This window comes from Streptomyces griseofuscus, from assembly GCF_014673495.1.
GTDB lineage: Bacteria > Actinomycetota > Actinomycetes > Streptomycetales > Streptomycetaceae > Streptomyces > Streptomyces murinus.
Genome location: NZ_CP051006.1, coordinates 4145027 through 4162588, shown reverse-complemented (window position 1 = coordinate 4162588; position 17562 = coordinate 4145027). Strand labels below are relative to the sequence as shown.

Below are 17562 nucleotides of genomic sequence, written 5' to 3'. Positions count from 1 at the left end.
GCGACCGTCGGCGCCGCGGACGCGGTGGCTCACTTCCCGGACCACCGCACGCCCGCGAACTCCAGTCCCTCGCCGACCTGGTTGACCGGCAGGCCCCGCAGGCTCTTGTCCGCCACCATCAGGTTCGGCATGAGGTAGAGCCAGTCGGCGGCCGCGTCCTGGGACAGCAGCTTCAGCGCCTGACGGTAGTCCGCGGCGGCCTCCTGCGGCGAGCCGGCATCGGCCTTCTGGAGGAGCTGGGCGTAGGTGGGGTTGTCGTAGCGGAAGTAGTAGTGCGGGTCGGCGAAGATCCACTGGTCGCGGGGTTCGACCTGGGCGATGATCGACATGTCGTAGTCGGCCTTGTCGAAGACCTCCGACAGCCAGCGGGCCGGGAACTCCAGGGGTTCGATCCGCACCTTGAGACCGACCTGAGCCAGCTGGTCCTGGACGACCTGGGCCGCGCTGACGGCGTAGGGCAGGTTGGGGATCCGCATCCGGATGCTGGTGCCCTCCGCCCCGGCCTCCTTCAGCAGCCGCTTGGCCTTCGCCGGGTCGTACGGATAGCGGTTGGACGCGCCCGCGTACCAGGGGTCGCTCGGTGACTCCTGGGAGCCGATCAGCGTGCCGCGGCCGGCGCGGGTGGTCTTCAGCAGCGCCTCGTGGTCGATGGCGTACCGCACGGCCTGCCGGACCCGCTTGTCCTGGAAGGGCTTGCGGGAGTTGTTCATCGACAGTACGACTTCCGCGGTCGAGGATCCGTCGATGACCTGGAAGCGGCTCTTGTCCTTGAACATCGACAGCGTCTCGGGGGCCTGCACGGCGCCCAGGACGTTGATGTCCCCGGCGAGCATCGCGTTGTTCAGGGCTCCGGAGTCCTTGAAGTACTTCAGGGTCACCGTGTCCAGCGCGGGCCTGGCGCCCCAGTAACCGGTGTTGCGCTTGAGGACCAGGTTGTCGCCGCGCTGCCAGCTCGCCACCTCGAAGGGACCGGTACCGACCGGGTGTTCCTTCAGGTCCGACACCCCGTCTCGGCTGTACATCGCGCCGACGCGCGTGGTCATCGAGTACAGCCAGTTGTTGCTGGGGCGCTTCAGCGTGACCTTGACGGTGTCGGCGTCCACCTTCGTCGCGCTGCGTACGTCGTCCATCTGCTGGGCGATCTTCAGCTTCCAGACCGTCCGGACGCGATTGATGGAGAAGACGGCGTCGTCCGCCGTGAAGGCCTTCCCGTTGGTGAACTTCACGTTGTTGCGCAGGTGGAAGATGTAGGTGCGACCGTCGGCGCTGCGGTCGTAGCTCTTCGCCAGCCCAGGCTGTATTCGGCCCTGCTGATCGATCCGGACCAGGCCCTCGTACACGTTGCCCAGCAGCGCCTGCGGGATCGCCGCGCCATCCGTGGTGGAGAAGTCCAGCGTCGCGGGCTCGGCCACCAGCCCGACGGTGAGAGCGTCGGTGGAGTGTCGGTCGGCCCCCGATCCGCAGCCGGCCAGCGTGACCGTGACCAGGGCAGCGCTGAGGGTGAGGGCAGGAATCCGTCGGGGGAGCATGATCACTGTCTCTCCGTGATGGGCCGGTGCCGACCCGCGGCAGGGCCAGGGCGAGTTCAACGCATCGGGTGGGGTCGGGCTATGTGTGCCCGGAGCCGGCACGGACTGTCTTCGTGGTGAAACCAAGATAGTGAGACAACGTCGCCACAGCTCGGGAATTGATGGTCGGGCGGGCCGGACCGCACACGCCTGAGGTAGGACATCGGCACCCTACCCGCTGCCCTGATGCAGCATCAACACCCTTCTGTAGCTTTGACGTTCAGGTCGGCTACCACCATGATCGACCTGCGTTCAAACCGTACGGTCGCGCGGGAAGTCGCGCAGTCGGCGTGAACCGCCGCATTACGAGATCGGAGAGATCTTTTGCCCCCGAATTCCCACCCCTTCATACGCACCGAGCCGGTCACCGGTCCTGGAGTCTGGCAGGCGAGCGACTTCACCGATTCGAGCTCCTGGACGGAGGTCCTCGATGAGCGGGAAATCGCCGAACTGGAAAGCGCCTTGGGTACCGCGAAGGAGCGCGGAGAGCCGCTCGGGAAACTCTCCGTGGACGACTTTCCACTGCCCACCCTCAGCAGGCGGCTCGAAGCGATCGTGGACGAACTGGAGTTCGGCCGCGGATTCAGTGTGCTGCGCGGTCTTCCGGTCGACAAGTGGTCGGTGGAGGATGCCAAGGTGATCTACTGGGGCATCGGGCTCCACCTCGGCGTACCGGTGTCACAGAATGCGGCCGGCGATCTGATGGCCCATGTCAAGGACCACTCGGAGGGCGACCTCGACGACCCGAACACCGTGACGCGCGCCTACCGGACCCGTTCCGCGCTGCCTTTCCACACCGACAGCGCCGACATCGTGGGCCTGCTGTGCCTGCGCAACGCGGGACACGGCGGGGTCAGCACGCTGGCCAGCTCCATGACGATCTACAACTACCTGCTCGCCCACCATCGTGAGCTACTCGGCATCTACTATCGCGGCTTCGTCTACGACCGACGGGCCGAAGAGGCGACCGACGAGGTGCCGTACTACCGCAACGCCGTGTACGGCTACTTCAACGGCCAGCTCAGCTGCCGCTTCTACATGGCGCAGTACATCGAGTCGGCCACCGCGCGGTCCGGGATTCCGCTCAGTGACATCGAGCGGTACGCCCTCCGGCTCTTCCAGGAGATCGGTGCCATGGACGAGCACCAGATCTCGATGAAGCTCCAGCCGGGCGACATCCAGTTGCTGAACAACAACCTTGTGGTGCACGGCCGTACGGCGTTCGAGGACCAGCCGGGACGCCACCGTGATCTGTTGCGCCTGTGGCTCAACACCCGCAAGGCGCGTGAGTACCCGGCCGACTTCGCGGCATTCCGCTTCGGCATGCCGAAGACGCACTGACGTGAATGAGCCTCCTGATACAGGGCGAGGGTCGCCCCGCGCGCCCTCGCCCTGTACAAGAAAGTGCCATGCCGGAGAGGACCGGGGCCCCTGGGCCACCTCCGAAGGGATCCCGTTCACGGCGGAGAATTCGTTCCGGCCCCTGGCGCCTCACAGGCCCGCGGAGGGCACGCCCGCCCCAAATTGGTCTAGACAAAAACAAACCCAGCGTGAAACGCATCGGATCCGGACCGGACGGAGGGCCCCCGACAGGCTCGACGGACCGCAGGATCTCGACCCGTGTTCGATCCGGGACCGCCGGATTCCCCGATCCGCGGTGGACGACGAGGACGGGCATTGGCCCGGTCGGCGGAGAACGGGCGGGCTCAGCATGGAAGAGGCCGGCGTCCCCGAGGGGCGTCGGCCTCTGTGTGTGAGCTTGCAAAGATCGTCAGTAACTCCGCTCTGAGCGGCACGTTAGCTTTCCATCATGCGTTCGGGTGACGCACCATCGTCGGATGCGCGGGCGAAGGCCGCGATGTCCGGCAAAGCTGGCTGGTAGCCGTGTGCGGTGTCCACGGTCAGGGTGGGGACGTCCAAGGAGATCGGGACGAAGGAGTCGAGAGAGTGTCCTCCGGCGGCGATGGAGTCGAGCAGTTCTTGGTCGCCGTGGGCGGCCCGGTGGGCGTCTTCCTCGGCGCGCTGGATGATGCGGTCGTGGGCAATGTCGGCGTCGGTGGTGCAGCGGATGACGCGCAGATGTGCGAGGCCGGTGAGCGGCTCGAGGTTCGGCCGCCACAGCCTGTCCTGGAAGGCCGCTTCAGCGACCACCGTGACGCCGACCTCCAGGAGTACCTTCAGTACTCCGAAGAAGGCGTCCAGGGTCGGGTGGTTGAGGGGATCGTCGCCGCCGCTCTGGTAGCCAGGATGGGACATGGCCATGCCCTGTTTGATCTCGTCGCGGATGATCGCGGGGCATCCGAGGACACGGGCGAGTTCGTGGGCGAGCGTGGTCTTCCCTGTGCCGGGGCCGCCGCTCACGACGACCAGGGTCGGTGTGCTCATCGCGTCTTGGTCTCGTAAGTCGTCACAGCGGCCAGTATGTCGCCCACGAACCCGCTCCCGGAGCCTGTTTCCCGGGCCCGGGACCGACGCGCGCTCGCGCATGATGGGATTGTGTCGGACCGGCCCTGACAGCTTTGGCGGCGTCTCTTCTGGGCCTGGGCCAGACGGAAGCCGTCGGTGCCGGTCTCGACGATGTGCGTGTTGAAGGTGACCCGGCCCACGATCGCCGAGCGGAGCCGCGGGTCGGTGAAGGTCTGCCTCCATTCCGGGAACGGGGCGTTCGACGCGATGGCGATCGCCCGTCGTTCCTCGCGTTCGGTGAAGACCTGGAACAGCAGCTTCGCGCCGGACTTGTCCGGGACGAGATATCCGAACTCGTCCAGACAGAGCAGGTCAACACGCCCGCATCGGGCAGGAGTGCGGGCCGGCTTCTTCTCGTCTGCGGCCTCGGCCGGCTCGTTCACGAGGTTCGAGGTCGTGGTGTAGCGGACTCGCAGGCCCGCCTCGGCGATCGCGGTGCCGATCCCGGTGAGCAGGTGGGACTTGCCGGTGCCGGAGTCGCCGATCAGGCAGAGCGGCAGGCCGGTCTTCAGTCAGGGCGGGTCGGCGAGCGTGTTGACCTGCTCGGAGACGATGGTCGGGTTCTTGTCGAACTCGAAGTCCTCCAGCCGCTTGGGGCGGGGGAAGTTCGCCTCCCGGACCAGACGGGCCTTCTTGCGTTCCTCGCGCTGGAGGCACTCGGCTTCCAGCAGGTCGGCCAGGAAGTCCTTGAAAGTGAGCCGTTCCTTCAGCGCGGTGGCGGCCAGTTCCTCTCAGCGGGAGCGGATCGTGGGCAGGTGCGGGGTCCGGCAGGCTTCATCGATCACGGTCTCGACCGCGCCGGCCGCGGCCGCGTCCTTGCGGGGCTGCGGGGCCCCGACGTCGAAGAGGGCGGTGTTGTCGGTCATGCGGAACCTCTCGGTTGGCGGTCAGCAGATGGTCACAGCGGTCCACCGACGGCGGTGGCGCCGGTCCTCGTGCAGAACGGCTCGTCGTGGGGGCAGCGTCAGCACCCGTCCGGCGTTCTCCTCGGTCCAGGGAGGAGGATCGTCCTTGTCGTCCTCCGGCTCGGGGTCCCGGGCGGCGGCTTCTGCCTTGCGGGCCTCGATGGCCACCACGTCCGGGCTGGTGGAACCCGCCTTGACGGCGGCGGTGATGCCGATCTGGACCGCCTCGGCGGGAAGCCGCCGGTGCGGCAGCAGGACCTCGATCAACGCTACGGTGCCCGCCGCGTCGCCGTGAGCCTTGCGGGCGGCCGCCCAGAACGCTTCATGGGCGGCGGTGAACGCACCCTCGGCCCGGGCAGCGGCCAGCGCGGTCGAAACCCGCATGGCCCCGGGCCTGGCCAGCAGGATCTCCAGGTAGTGATCAAGGACATCCCGGTAGGCGCCCCGCCGGGTCAGCCGCGGATGCCGGGCGACGAGCTCACGCTTGTTGAAAACCATCAGCTCGTTGCCCCGCAGCAGAACGCGTACCCGCTCGCCGATGAAGCGGGCCGGCGCCGAGTAGTAGCACTGGCGGCCGGTGATCCTGCTGGTCCGCTCGACCTTCGGCGTCAGCGTGATTGGTCCCGGCCCCCGACGTCGCCTCGCTGGAAGAGCTCAACGCCCGTCTGACGACGATCAACGAGGCTGAGGATCAGCGGATGCCGCGGGGCAAGCTGACCTCGATCGGCTTCGACTTCCGCAGCCAGGACGAAGAGCTGGGCCCGCTGCCGACCGCGGAGTTCGAGTGCGGGAGTGGGCGCCGTCCTCGCCGGGCATGCAGTAGAAGGCGTCGAAGCCGTAGTGCGAGCTCCCGATCGGGTGGCCGCCCGGGACGGAGAGGTTGCCGCCGAATCCGATGTTCTTCAGATCCCTTTCGTGCCGTGCAACGGTCGCCGAGAAATCAGCGTCGGGGCGGCAACCTTCTCGTCCCCTGCGGCAACTGGGAGCCGAAAGGCCGAGTCGAACTATCGGATGGACGGGCATGAGGGCAACGAAGCACGCCGCGCCACAACCGCGGCGCAGGCGCGGACCGGGCACGGGCATTCCCTCGGGGCTACTGGTCGTCGGTGCGTTGGTTCTGCCTGGCCCTGACCGTCCTCACCGGGAGCGAAACCGGTACAAGGCCGGGCCCGCCAAGTGGTGGTGCGGGATCCAGGTGATCGGCCACCGGAACCCGGTGGCGGCGCTGGAGGTGCGGACCGCCGGTGGCTGTCGGCAACTGCCCCGCACCGTCTACGACTACTTCCTGTCCGCCGATGGCACCGGCTGAGGCGGGGCGCTCAGGATCACCGACATCTACAGGGAGCAGCTGACCGTCGACGGCATCGCCGTGCGGCCGGACGTCGCGCAGCCGACCGGCGTCCAGTTCGCCCGGCATTGACCAGCCCACCGGCCGGCCTTCACCGGCCCACAACCGAGCAAGAGCGCCGTTCGGATCCCGGGCTGGGCACTGTTAGGCTCCGCCCCATTGTTAAACATGCAACCAACGCGCACATCATTGCCAGGAGAGGGCGACCGGGGGATGGTCCTCGATGACGCGTCCGCGGAGTTCCACGAATTCTTCGAACGCCACTATGCCGAACTCGCCCGTCTGGCATACCTGCTGACCGGCGAGACCGACGCGGCGGACGACCTGGCGGCGGATGCCCTGGTCGCTCTGTGGCAGCGCTGGGACCGGTTGCGGCAGGCCGACCACCCGCTCGCCTACGCCCGCGGTGTGGTGGCCAACCTGGCGCGCGGACGGATCCGCAGCGCGGTGCGCGAGCGACGCCGGATCACGCTGTTCTGGTCCCGCAGCCCCGAGAAGGTGGAGGGGCCGGACATGGCGGCTGTGCTGGACGTCCGCGCGGCGCTCGCCCGGCTGCCGTTCCGCAAGCGTGCCTGCGTGGTGCTGCGGCACGCCTTCGACCTGTCGGAGAAGGACACGGCGGTGGCGCTGGGCATATCGGTCGGTACGGTGAAGAGCCAGACCTCGAAGGCAATGGCCGAGCTGGAAAGGATTCTTGGCGCGCGAGCGGTCGGGGACCTGGTGGCAGGGAGGAGGAACCGGTGAACGAGGAGATCGCCCGCCGGCTGCGCGAGGCCGCCGAGGCCCACCGGCCCGACCGTGCCAAAATGCTGGCCCGGGTGCAACGCGGCGTGTCCGGCCCCGCCGTTCGTCACCGCGCGCGGCCGTTCGCGAGGTCCGGTACCAGGGTCGCGCTCGCCGGGCTCGCCGCCACCGGCATCCTGGCGACCGGCGGCCTCGCCGTCGCCGCCATCGTCGCGACCTCGTCGCCGTCGGTCACCGTGACCGCGCCTGCCACCCCGTCCCCGACCGTCAGCTCCCCGCAACCGACATCGGCCCGCCCCACCCCCGTCGCGCCGGCCCCGGCCACCACCCCGGGCAGCGCGCGCCCGACTCCGCCGGCCACCAGTCCATCGCCGGCCGCCGGCGAGAGCAAGCGCGGGTCGCTGTGGTCGGCCGGCTCGGTGGACCCGCACAGCACCGTCTACTGGACGCAGAGCAACCTCGCCCTCAAGACGACCCAGCCGCTCACCTCGCTCACGATCGAGATGCGGATCGTGCAGACCGGCGGGGTGAAGAACACCGGCACCTGGCAGACCCTGCCGAGTGCTGACTTCACCGTCACCGCCCAGGAGGCCGACGGCACGCTGGTCTACCGCTGGGTCCTCAGACCCGGCCTGACCGTGCCGGCCGGGAGCTATGAGTTTGCCGCCCAGTTCAACAACGGAACCGGTGTGCGCAGTACCGCGGGCGACGGCTACCGCGTGGAGGCGCAGGGTTCGGGCGGCTCCGCGTCGGCCCGGGGAGGGTTCGTCCCGACCCGGTGAACACCACAGTTCGGTGGTCGAGCAGATCCCGGTGAGGCGCCCCCGGCCGAGTACGGGCGAAGCAGGTGTTGCCGGGTCGGGTACCGGCCCGACGTCGGTCAGCTCTACGGGGGGCTGGCTTTCGGCGGACGACCAGCCCCAGTTGTGGACCACGTGCAGGCGGCGTCCGACCGGGCTGGTGCCGGCGGTCGCGGTGACGGCCGCGGGCAGGCCGCGCCAGCCGCTGGCGGCGACCGTGAAGAGTCTTCCCCCGACCGCGGCAACCTTTGTGTGCGTGACGGCAACTGACGGGTAACCAGGGCCGGATCAAGGCCCGTTGTGCCAGAAGGACATGCCGTTGTCACATCAGAACCGTCCTCATCGCCGCCGTCCGGCAACCCGCCGCGTGCTCGCCGCCGCCGTGGTTCTCGCCGCCGCGGGTGCCGCCGTGCCGCTCGTCGCCCAGGCCGCCCACACGCCCAAGGCCCGCACGCCGACCCTGGCCGCCGAGGCGGCCGGCAGCGGCCGCTACTTCGGTACGGCCGTGGCCTCGGGCAGGCTCGGGGACTCGACGTACTCCACCATTCTCGACCGGGAGTTCAACATGATCACCCCGGAGAACGAGATGAAATGGGACACCACCGAACCGTCCCGCGGCACCTTCAACTTCGGCCCGGCCGACTCGATCGTCAGCCACGCCTCCGCCCACGGTCAGCGAATGCGCGGCCACACTCTGGTATGGCACTCGCAGCTGCCCGCCTGGGTCAGGTCGATCACCGACCCGAACACGCTGCGCAGCGTGATGGACAACCACATCGCCACCGAGATGAGCCACTACAAGGGCAGGATCTACGCCTGGGACGTGGTCAACGAAGCCTTCGCCGACGGCGGCAGTGGTCAGCACCGCAGCTCCGTGTTCCAGAACGTGCTGGGCAACGGCTTCATCGAGGAGGCGTTCCGCACCGCCCGCAAGGCCGACCCCTCGGCCAAACTCTGCTACAACGACTACAACACCGAGAACTGGACCGACGCCAAGACGCAGGGCGTCTACGCGATGGTCAAGGACTTCAAGGCGCGCGGCGTGCCCATCGACTGCGTCGGTTTCCAGAGCCACTTCGGCGCAGGCGGCCCGCCGGCGAGCTTCCAGACCACTCTGTCCAAGTTCGCCGCGCTCGGCGTGGACGTCCAGATCACCGAACTCGACATCGCCCAGGCGTCGTCGGCGGCGTATGCCAACGCTGTCCAGGCGTGCGTGAACGTCGCCCGCTGCACGGGCATCACGGTGTGGGGCATCCGCGACAGCGACTCCTGGCGCACCGGTGAGAACCCGCTGCTGTTCGACGCGGGCGGCAACAAGAAGCCCTCCTACAGCGCGGCGCTCACCGCCCTGGGCGGTGCCGGCGGCGGGACGCCGGACGCAGGCGGCATCACCTCCGGCGCGGTCTACACGCTCTCCGACGCGGCCGCGGGACGCGTTCTCGACGAGCCCGCCGGATACAACGCCAACGGCACCCCGCTCCAGGTATGGGACGCCAGCGGTGCCTCCAACCAGCAGTGGCGGGCCGGCCGCAACAGCGACGGCTCCTACACGCTCACCAACGTCGCCAGCGGCCGGGCACTGGAGGAGCCTGGCAACCAGAGGGGCAACGGAACGAGGACGCAGGTCTGGGACTCGAACGGCGGCGCCAACCAGCACTGGCGGGTCGGCCGCGACAGCGACGGCTCCTACACACTGACCAACGTCGCCAGCGACCGGACACTGGAGATCCCCGGCGGCCGGACCGCCAACGGCACCCCCGTCCAGGTCTGGGACTCGGCCGGCGGCGCCAACCAGCACTGGAACGTCAAGGCCGCGACGCCCGGGCCGACGGGCGGCACATGTGCTCTCCCGTCGACGTACCGGTGGACGTCGACGGGAGCGCTGGCGCAGCCGGCGAACGGATGGTCCGCGCTGAAGGACTTCACCGACGTGGTCTACAACGGCAAGCACCTGGTCTACGCGTCGAACGTGACGGGATCGTCGTACGGCTCGATGATGTTCAAGCCCTTCACGAACTGGTCGGACATGGCGTCGGCCGGCCAGACCGGGATGAGCTCGCCGTACGCGGTGGCGCCCACACTGTTCTACTTCGCGCCCAAGAACATCTGGGTGCTGGCGTACCAGTGGGGTGCGTGGCCCTTCATCTACCGCACCTCCAGCGACCCCACCAACCCCAACGGCTGGTCCGCGCCGCAGCCGCTGTTCACCGGCAGCATCCCCGGCTCGACCCCGATCGACCAGACCCTGATCGGTGACGGCAAGAACATGTACCTGTTCTTCGCCGGTGACAACGGCAAGATCTACCGGGCGAGCATGCCGATCGGGAACTTCCCGGGCAACTTCGGCTCGTCGTACACCACGGTCATGAGCGACACGACGAAGAACCTGTTCGAGGCGCCCCAGGTCTACAAGGTCCAGGGGCAGAACCAGTACCTCATGGTCGTTGAGGCGCGGGGTGCGAACGAGCAGCGTTACTTCCGCTCCTTCACGGCCTCCAGCCTGGACGGTCCGTGGACCCCGCAGGCCGCCAGCGAGAGCAACCCCTTCGCGGGCAAGGCCAACAGCGGCGCCACCTGGACCAACGACATCAGCCACGGTGACCTGGTCCGCGACAACCCCGACCAGACCATGACCGTCGACCCCTGCAACCTGCGATTCCTCTACCAGGGCAAGTCCCCCACGGCGAGCGGCCCCTACGACCAACTGCCATGGCGACCGGGTCTCCTCACCTTGCGCCGCTGACCCGTCTCATCCCGGTGGCCGCGGTGTGGTGCGGTGCGCCGGCACGTAGACGAGCGGTCTACGACGTGGGCAACTCCAGCTGCTGACCGAACTTACCGCCTCGAGGAACCCCAGCCGTGCGTCGGCTGGGGTTCCTCTCTCTTCTGCGGACCTTCATCGCAGGGGGACCGAAGCACCGCGATGCCACCGCGGATACCGCAGGGCCATCCCGCTCACCTGGTCGGCGAGTTGGTCGTAGCCGCCGCTCAGGGCGACGATCCTCCACTGCTGCTGGTTGCTCCGGTTGTCGGGCTGCTTCCCATCACTCGGATGTCGGAGTGTCCGTGGACAGATCAAGTCAGCTTCAGGCACCACGCGCTTGAGTGGCTCCAGCTCCCCGTACAGGGCAGCATGGGAAACGGCGACGAGTTCCCGGGCCCGGTCCTGGCTTCGCACGTCGTGCAGCATGAAGTACACCGGGCCCGCGTAGGCGTCCACGCAGGTCTTCCGATCGCCACATCTTCTGATGGCCGACCGGCTGCGTACCTCTGCCTACTTGAGTGCTGTGCCACCCGAGTTGTGGTAGGCGATGGTCTTGTTGATCAGGTTTCCGCCGTCGGTCTCGACGGATGTCTGTTCCTGCTGCCCTGGACCGAACAGGAGGCCGACGATGTGCGCGTTCGCCACCTGGTCCATGTGCGCGAAGAACCAGTCCACCTTGTCGTCCTTGTAGTGGTTGAGGGTGTTGTTCTGCGCCATGTTGCCCACGGGGATCTGCCAGAGGACCACCGGCTTGCCCACGGACTCGGCCATCGTCTTGTAGAACCTCAGCGCTGCGGCGGCCTGCTGGCCGGTCCAGAAGGTGTTACGGCCGCCGTGGGCCGGCTGTGCGTACCAGCCTGCGTCGCGGTCCGACACGTCGGTGACCAGGAGGTCGGCGTTCTGTGCCCCGAGGCTCGCGTAGTCCTTGACGCATCCCTGGGTGTTGTTCTGCCAGTCCCAGCAGGTGAGGTGGAGCCCCACGGCGGTGTGCGGCGCGTACTTGTGCGCCATCGAGATCAGGCAGCGGGAGAGTCCGGCGGCACTGTTCTCCTGCGATCCGCAATCCGCCGGATTTGCGGCCGAGACCTGCGCGGCAACCTTGTGCGGATCGCCGAGCGACCGGACGTAGCCCCAGAAATCCGGTTCAAGGTCGATCATGTCGTTCGAGTTGCCGATCTTCTGGAGGAAGAAACGGTAGTCGTTCATGTACCGGGTGAGCAGGTCCACCCTGTTGATGGCCACGACCTCGCCCGGACCGTCGCCCTGGCCTGCCGCATCCCCGAGGTCGCGCAGCGAATACCAGGTCCAGAGCATCTTCTGCGGGCGCGGGCTGCCCTTGTACGTCGCCTGGGCCGCCACGGTGTCCCGCCAGGTCACGTACGTGCCCGGTGCCGTGGTGCTGCCGTTCCAGCAGCCCCACCAGCTCGACCACGCGGCCTGGCAACGCGATGCCGAGTAGTAGGCCGACGAGGGCGCGGGCTGGCTGTGCACATAGGCGTACCGCACGTCGAACGGCGCGGCGGCCGCCGAGGCGTCGGACATCGACCCGCCGACGAACACCGTGCTACTGCCCATGAAACGTGTCGCCGAACTGCTGCCACTGGCCGCGGGAGACGACGGAGACGACGGGTGCGTACCGCTCGGAGCCTGGCTTGCGGGAACGCTGCCGCCCGTCGCGGGGGGCGTGCCGGTGCTGCCCATGCTCCCGGCCGGGACAAGCTTCCACTGCTGATCGGCGCCGCCCCGGTCGTGGTACTGGACGACGCGGCCCCCATCGGCCTTGGAGCCCTTCTGGACCTCGACGGCCATGCCGCTGAAGCGGTTGATCAGACGCACGTAGCCGCCCGACGACTTCTCCAGGTGGAACTGCTGGTTGGCGCCGTTGTGGTCGCGCCACTGCACCATGGCGGAGCCGGCGGTCTTCGACCAGCCGTAGTCGTCCAGTACCTTGCCGGAGTTCCGGTTCTGCAGCCGGTAGTTCCCGTCACCCGCGTCGATGAACCGCCACTGCTGGTTGGTCCCGCCGTGACGGCTCCACTGCACCACCGGCGCGCCGTCGTCCGTGGCGAAGGCGCGGTCATCCAGCACCTTGCCGCTGTTGCGGTTGACCAGCACATACCATGCCTTCGGATCCACGGGCTGCGCTGAGGCGCTGCTGACCACCACAACGCCGCCGGCCACGACAGCCATGACGACGGCCGCCCAGACACTCCGCCGCGCGAACAACCGACGGCCGCGATGTGTTGCTCTCCGCGCGACGGTTGAGCCGGTCGAGCGGGACGACCGGCGACTACCGCGGGCGTGGCCGCCGGAGCGGTATGCCTCCGATGACAGGGGTGGGCTTGGGGACATGTCTTGCTCTCTTTCAGCCGTTGCCTCTGACCGGACCACCTGGCCGGACGACACCAAGTGGTCCGCGAAGGCCGAAAGGTTGCCGCGCACGCGAAGATCCACACATCTTTCGGCCAGCCAGGCCGTAGCGGGACAGACCGGCGACGTGTGACTCCGGTACTCCGCCTTGACGTGCGGCGTCGGCCGCCGCAGCCGGACTGGGTTCTGCCGGATCTCCACCAGCCGGCCCCGCACCATCCGCTTGCCGGTGGCCACCGTGACCGGCACCGCCGCGGCCCGGCCCTCAGTCGTAGAACCGGCTCACCGTGTGGCCTGTGACTCCCAGGACGAGGACTCCAGCCGCTCGTCCGACAGCCGATGGTCCTCGGACGTACCGAGCGTGGCCACCAGCGCCACGCGAGTCCTTGTCGATCAGTGATCACCGGATGCGTGATGTCGGCCAGAGGTCCGCGATCGCGGGTGTGGTAGAGCTTGTTGGTCAGCAGCACCGCCCACTGTCCGCGCAAAGGCGAGATCCGCATGCCGGTACCGGCGAAGCCGTAGTGGATCCAAACGTCCTGTACGGCGCTGGTACCAGGGGCCGGGTGCCAGAACGGGCCACGGATCGGCTCAAGTTCTCCCGTCTGGATGGACAGGGAGCGTGCGGTCCACTTGGTGCCGAAACCGGCGCTGGAAGGGGATACGGCCGGGGCGAGCATGTAGCGCGGGAAGGCGGCGAGGTCGTCCAGGACGGTGAAGACACCGGCGATGCCGCAGACGCCGCCCAGGAGGCGGGCGGAGAAGTCATGGGCGATGCCCTTGAGGTGGGTGTCGGTGCCCTGGTCGAGTTCGGTCGGGGCGCAGCGGGCGGCGATTTCGGCGGGCAGGGGCCAAGGCGGGTGGAGTCCATGCCCATGGGGAGCCAGGTGCGAGTGGTGGCCGGTTGGTCCAGGAGCTGGCCGGAGAGATACTCGGCGAGGTGGCCGAGGACGAGGGCGGCCCGGTCCGTGTACGCGACAGCCTCGCCTGGCGGCCGGTGGAGTTGCTCGTGCAGTACGCCGCGGCGGATCTCGTCGGCACTCGTGCCGTAGAGATTCTTCAGCTGGGCCCGCAGTGGAACGCCGGCCGTATGCGTCAGCAGCTGCCCGGCAGTTACGGCACCGAGCGGATGGCCGGTGACCTCGCGCCAGAAACGCACCGAGACGGGGATCACCCGGCGCGAGTACCGCTCTTCGGAAGGTTCTGCCCCCAAATTGGTCTAGACAAAAAACAAACCCCAGGCCATTGACCTGGGGTTTTCTCTGGAGCGGGTGACGAGAATCGAACTCGCGCTCTCAGCTTGGGAAGCTGATGTTCTACCATTAAACTACACCCGCGTAAGTACGGACAAAGTTCCCGAGAGCGGTCTCTGTCCGACGCTCGCTCACTGTACCTCATCGCGGGCTCCCGGTGCTCGAACCCCCGAGGTGTGAGTGGGTTTCAGGGTGGGGATCCGGCTGCGGGGGGCGGGAGTTGGGGCGTACGGTGGGGGCGCTGCGAGAGGGTCCGGGTGGGGTCGGAGTGCCGCCTGGAGAGTCGTTTCTTTGATCCCGTAATGTGGCTTTTGTCGTCAGGTTGGTCAGCCCGACGAGGCTCTTGGGGAAGGGACTTAAGGGACTTGATGGAACGCACCGTCGTCCGCTGTGCCGATGGGCACGTCTTCAGCACCGCTTCGTTCCCGATGCAGCAGGCCGAGCGGCTCGGCCCCGGTCGGCTCATGCGGTGCCCTCGATGCGCGCGGCTCCGCAGCGTCGTGCCGGTCGCCTTGCAGAAGCAGGGGTAGGCGGCGAAGTAGTCACGTACGCGGGGTAGCCGCGTCGTCACCACCGGCGCGCGGAGTCGTCACGATTGTCATGGCTCCGCGCGCCTTGCGTATCCTCGCTACGTGCTTCTCTCAGACAAGGACATCCGGGCCGAGATCGACGCCGGGCGAGTGCGGATCGATCCCTTTGACGAATCCATGGTGCAGCCGTCGAGCGTCGATGTTCGGCTGGACCGCTATTTCCGGGTGTTCGAGAACCACCGGTACCCGCACATCGACCCCTCCGTCGAGCAGGCCGATCTGACGCGGCTGGTGGAGCCGGACGGTGACGAGCCGTTCATCCTGCACCCCGGTGAGTTCGTGCTCGCGTCGACGTACGAGGTCATCTCGCTGCCCGACGACCTCGCCTCGCGCCTTGAGGGCAAGAGCTCGCTGGGCCGGCTCGGTCTGGTCACCCACTCCACCGCCGGGTTCATCGACCCGGGCTTCAGCGGTCACGTCACCCTTGAGCTGTCGAACCTCGCCACCCTGCCCATCAAGCTCTGGCCGGGGATGAAGATCGGCCAGCTGTGCCTGTTCCGGCTGTCCTCGCCCGCGGAGTTCCCGTACGGCAGTGAGCGCTACGGCTCGCGGTACCAGGGCCAGCGCGGGCCGACCGCCTCGCGGTCCTATGTCAATTTCCATCGGACCCAGGTGTGAGGGCATCCAGAACATGAGTGACGTGCGGGAGAATCTGACCTACGACGCCTTCGGCGGCGCCATCCGTGAGCTGGCCCAGACCATCGCGGACGACGGGTACGAGCCGGACATCGTGCTCAGCATCGCCCGGGGCGGTGTGTTCGTGGCCGGCGGGCTCGCCTACGCCCTCGACTGCAAGAACATCCACCTGGTGAACGTCGAGTTCTACACCGGCGTGGGCACGACCCTCGAAATGCCGGTCATGCTCGCACCGGTCCCGAACGTGATCGACTTCTCCGACAAGAAGGTCCTGATCACCGACGACGTCGCCGACACCGGCAAGACGCTCAAGCTGGTCCGCGACTTCTGCCTCGACACCGTCGCCGAGGTGCGCTCCGCCGTGGTCTACGAGAAGTCCCACTCCCTCGTGAAGTGCGAGTACGTCTGGAAGCGCACCGACGACTGGATCAACTTCCCGTGGAGCGTGCAGCCGCCCGTCGTGAAGCGGGACGACCAGGTGCTCGACGCCTGAGGAACACGGACACGTCGGACATGTGAGAGGGCCCCGGTGGCATACCACCAGGGCCCTCTCACATGTCGAACCGGGAACTAGAACGTGCCCAGCTTCACGATCGACAGGAGCGCGATCAGCTGGATCGCCGACGCGCCCAGCGCCTTCGGCCACGGCAGGTCGTGGGAGCGGGACACCATCACGGTGAGCAGCGCGCCCGCGGCGAGCCAGGTGGCCCAGCCGAGTATCTGGACGAAGCCCGCGTCACCGCCGAAGAACATGGCGAAGACCAGGCGGGGCGCGTCCGTGAGGGCCGTGATCAGCATGGACAGGCCCACCGTGGGCTGCCAGGCGCCGTCGCCGCCGAGCTGGCGGGCCAGGGTGTGGGTGACCACGCCGAGGATGAACAGGCCGAGCACCATCACGACCGCGGTGATCAGCACGATCGGCACCGCGTTGGACAGTGTGGCGCCGATGGCCTCCTTGCGGGCGTCGTCGAAGCCGAAGACGGCGAGCAGGCCGTAGAGGAAGGTCACGATCAGGGCCGGGCCCCACATCGTGTAGTCCCGCATGCGCAGGAAGGTCGGGTCGGGGGAGAGGACGATCCCCCGCAGCAGTTCCTTCCAGTGCAGCGGCGGGCCCACCGGCGGGGCGGGCGCGGCGGCGGAGCCGGCCTGGTAGGTCGAGCCCTGGGTGTAGCCGGCGGCCTCGTCGATCGAGAAGGCCTGGGTGTGGCCCGGGGTGTTCGCCGCGTACGGGTCCGGCGTGCCGCCCCCGTAGCCGTCGTCGAAGTACTCCGGACCGTCGTCCGCCGGGCCCTGGTGCCCGTAGGGGCGACCCTGCCGGGGGTACGACTGCTGCCCGTACGACTGCGGTGCGTGCGGCGGCTGCCCGTACGACTGCTGCCCGTAAGAGGGCTGCGGCGGCTGCGGCGACGGGTAGCCGTACGACGGCCGTCCCGCGCCCTGTCCGGGCGCCTGGGGCCCCTGCTGCCCGTGCGACGACGCGCCGCGTCGCCCGCCCGACGGGCCGGAGCGGCCGTACGACGGTCCCTGCTGCGCCTGCTGTCCCTGGGGGGTGCGGTCGTCCCGGCCCCCGCGTCCGATCCTGAATCCAGCCACGTCATCGAACGTACCTGGTCCCGGAGGGTGACGTGCCTGGCCCGGCGGTCCGGGCCCGGCATTGCGGCCGACCTGTGACATCCCCTAAGGGGTCGTCAGCCGTTTCACCAGGGATGGTTCCGGGTTTGAACTGTCCCGGCCCGGTACGCCGGGGTTCGTGGGAGCGGGGCGGGTGGCGCAGGATGGACCCATGAGCGTAGTGAAGATCAATGTGCTGACCGTGCCCGCCGAGCAGCGGGAGGTCCTGGAGAAGCGGTTCGCCTCGCGGGCGCACGCGGTGGAGAACTCCGACGGCTTCGAGTGGTTCGAGCTGCTGCGCCCGGTCGAGGGCACCGACCAGTACCTCGTCTACACCCGCTGGCGTGACGAGGCGTCCTTCCAGGCGTGGATGGAGGGCCCGATGAAGGCCGCCCACCAGGGCGGTGCCACCGAGGGCGACCGCCCCAAGCCGGCCGCCTCCGGCTCCACCCTGTGGACCTTCGACGTGGTCCAGCAGGCGGCCCCGAAGAACGCGTGACGTCCGGC

The 17562-nt window shown here is 68.3% G+C and carries 14 protein-coding genes, 1 tRNA gene and 2 pseudogenes; 8 read left to right on the top strand and 9 right to left on the bottom strand.

Annotated features, from left to right (window positions below; all coding sequences use genetic code 11):
- Window positions 1–29: 29 nt before the first annotated feature.
- Entirely contained in the window at window positions 30–1529 is a 1500-nt protein-coding gene (locus tag HEP81_RS18505; protein ID WP_051850328.1) for an ABC transporter substrate-binding protein, read from the bottom strand.
- A 501-nt stretch (window positions 1530–2030) separates the two neighbouring features.
- Between HEP81_RS18505 and HEP81_RS18500 the strand changes: the two genes are divergently transcribed.
- A complete protein-coding gene (locus tag HEP81_RS18500) occupies window positions 2031–2909 on the top strand; it encodes a TauD/TfdA family dioxygenase (protein ID WP_157854489.1) in 879 nt (292 codons plus the stop codon).
- A gap of 456 nt (window positions 2910–3365) precedes the next feature.
- Here HEP81_RS18500 and HEP81_RS18495 read toward each other — a convergent pair whose 3' ends face one another.
- From HEP81_RS18495 to HEP81_RS18485, 3 genes and pseudogenes are all read right to left on the bottom strand, one after another.
- Window positions 3366–3953 (bottom strand): P-loop nucleotide/nucleoside kinase family protein, encoded by a 588-nt coding sequence (locus HEP81_RS18495; RefSeq protein ID WP_051850320.1) that lies wholly within the window; start codon window positions 3951–3953, stop codon window positions 3366–3368.
- Between the two features lie 134 nt (window positions 3954–4087).
- Window positions 4088–4900 (bottom strand): annotated as a pseudogene (istB, locus tag HEP81_RS18490) (IS21-like element helper ATPase IstB); the annotation flags it as partial.
- A gap of 21 nt (window positions 4901–4921) precedes the next feature.
- Entirely contained in the window at window positions 4922–5551 is a 630-nt protein-coding gene (locus tag HEP81_RS18485; RefSeq protein ID WP_421673957.1) for a Mu transposase domain-containing protein, read from the bottom strand.
- 541 nt (window positions 5552–6092) lie between these two features.
- Here HEP81_RS18485 and HEP81_RS18480 point away from each other — a divergent pair.
- From HEP81_RS18480 to HEP81_RS18465, 4 genes and pseudogenes are all read left to right on the top strand, one after another.
- Window positions 6093–6359, top strand: a pseudogene (locus tag HEP81_RS18480) (expansin EXLX1 family cellulose-binding protein); the annotation flags it as partial.
- A 141-nt stretch (window positions 6360–6500) separates the two neighbouring features.
- Complete coding sequence (locus HEP81_RS18475) at window positions 6501–7031, top strand: SigE family RNA polymerase sigma factor (RefSeq protein ID WP_037658358.1); 531 nt, start codon at window positions 6501–6503, stop codon at window positions 7029–7031.
- On the top strand, window positions 7028–7813 hold the full coding sequence (locus tag HEP81_RS18470; protein WP_037658360.1) for a superantigen-like protein SSL4: 786 nt from the start codon (window positions 7028–7030) through the stop codon (window positions 7811–7813). The genes HEP81_RS18475 and HEP81_RS18470 overlap by 4 nt, the downstream gene beginning before the upstream one ends.
- Before the next feature lie 331 nt (window positions 7814–8144).
- Complete coding sequence (locus tag HEP81_RS18465; RefSeq protein WP_051850322.1) at window positions 8145–10574, top strand: non-reducing end alpha-L-arabinofuranosidase family hydrolase; 2430 nt, start codon at window positions 8145–8147, stop codon at window positions 10572–10574.
- A gap of 153 nt (window positions 10575–10727) precedes the next feature.
- Here HEP81_RS18465 and HEP81_RS40925 read toward each other — a convergent pair whose 3' ends face one another.
- From HEP81_RS40925 to HEP81_RS18450, 4 genes are all read right to left on the bottom strand, one after another.
- Complete coding sequence (locus tag HEP81_RS40925; protein WP_037658364.1) at window positions 10728–11051, bottom strand: RICIN domain-containing protein; 324 nt, start codon at window positions 11049–11051, stop codon at window positions 10728–10730.
- Between the two features lie 54 nt (window positions 11052–11105).
- A complete protein-coding gene (locus HEP81_RS18460) occupies window positions 11106–12785 on the bottom strand; it encodes an RICIN domain-containing protein (RefSeq protein ID WP_037658516.1) in 1680 nt (559 codons plus the stop codon).
- A 640-nt stretch (window positions 12786–13425) separates the two neighbouring features.
- Entirely contained in the window at window positions 13426–14124 is a 699-nt protein-coding gene (locus HEP81_RS18455) for a serine hydrolase domain-containing protein (protein ID WP_397911833.1), read from the bottom strand.
- A 104-nt stretch (window positions 14125–14228) separates the two neighbouring features.
- Window positions 14229–14302 (bottom strand) — tRNA-Gly (locus tag HEP81_RS18450).
- 548 nt (window positions 14303–14850) lie between these two features.
- Between HEP81_RS18450 and dcd the strand changes: the two genes are divergently transcribed.
- Complete coding sequence (gene dcd, locus HEP81_RS18445) at window positions 14851–15426, top strand: dCTP deaminase (protein WP_037658368.1); 576 nt, start codon at window positions 14851–14853, stop codon at window positions 15424–15426.
- A gap of 13 nt (window positions 15427–15439) precedes the next feature.
- Window positions 15440–15937, top strand: coding sequence for a phosphoribosyltransferase (locus tag HEP81_RS18440; protein ID WP_037658369.1), 498 nt, complete (start codon window positions 15440–15442; stop codon window positions 15935–15937).
- A 77-nt stretch (window positions 15938–16014) separates the two neighbouring features.
- On the opposite strand, the gene HEP81_RS18435 is transcribed toward HEP81_RS18440, so the two are convergent.
- A complete protein-coding gene (locus HEP81_RS18435) occupies window positions 16015–17118 on the bottom strand; it encodes a Yip1 family protein (protein ID WP_172636898.1) in 1104 nt (367 codons plus the stop codon).
- A gap of 109 nt (window positions 17119–17227) precedes the next feature.
- Here HEP81_RS18435 and HEP81_RS18430 point away from each other — a divergent pair, with 109 nt between their 5' ends.
- Window positions 17228–17554, top strand: a complete 327-nt coding sequence (locus HEP81_RS18430) for an antibiotic biosynthesis monooxygenase family protein (protein ID WP_037658371.1) — start codon at window positions 17228–17230, stop codon at window positions 17552–17554.
- The last annotated feature ends 8 nt before the right edge of the window (window positions 17555–17562 follow it).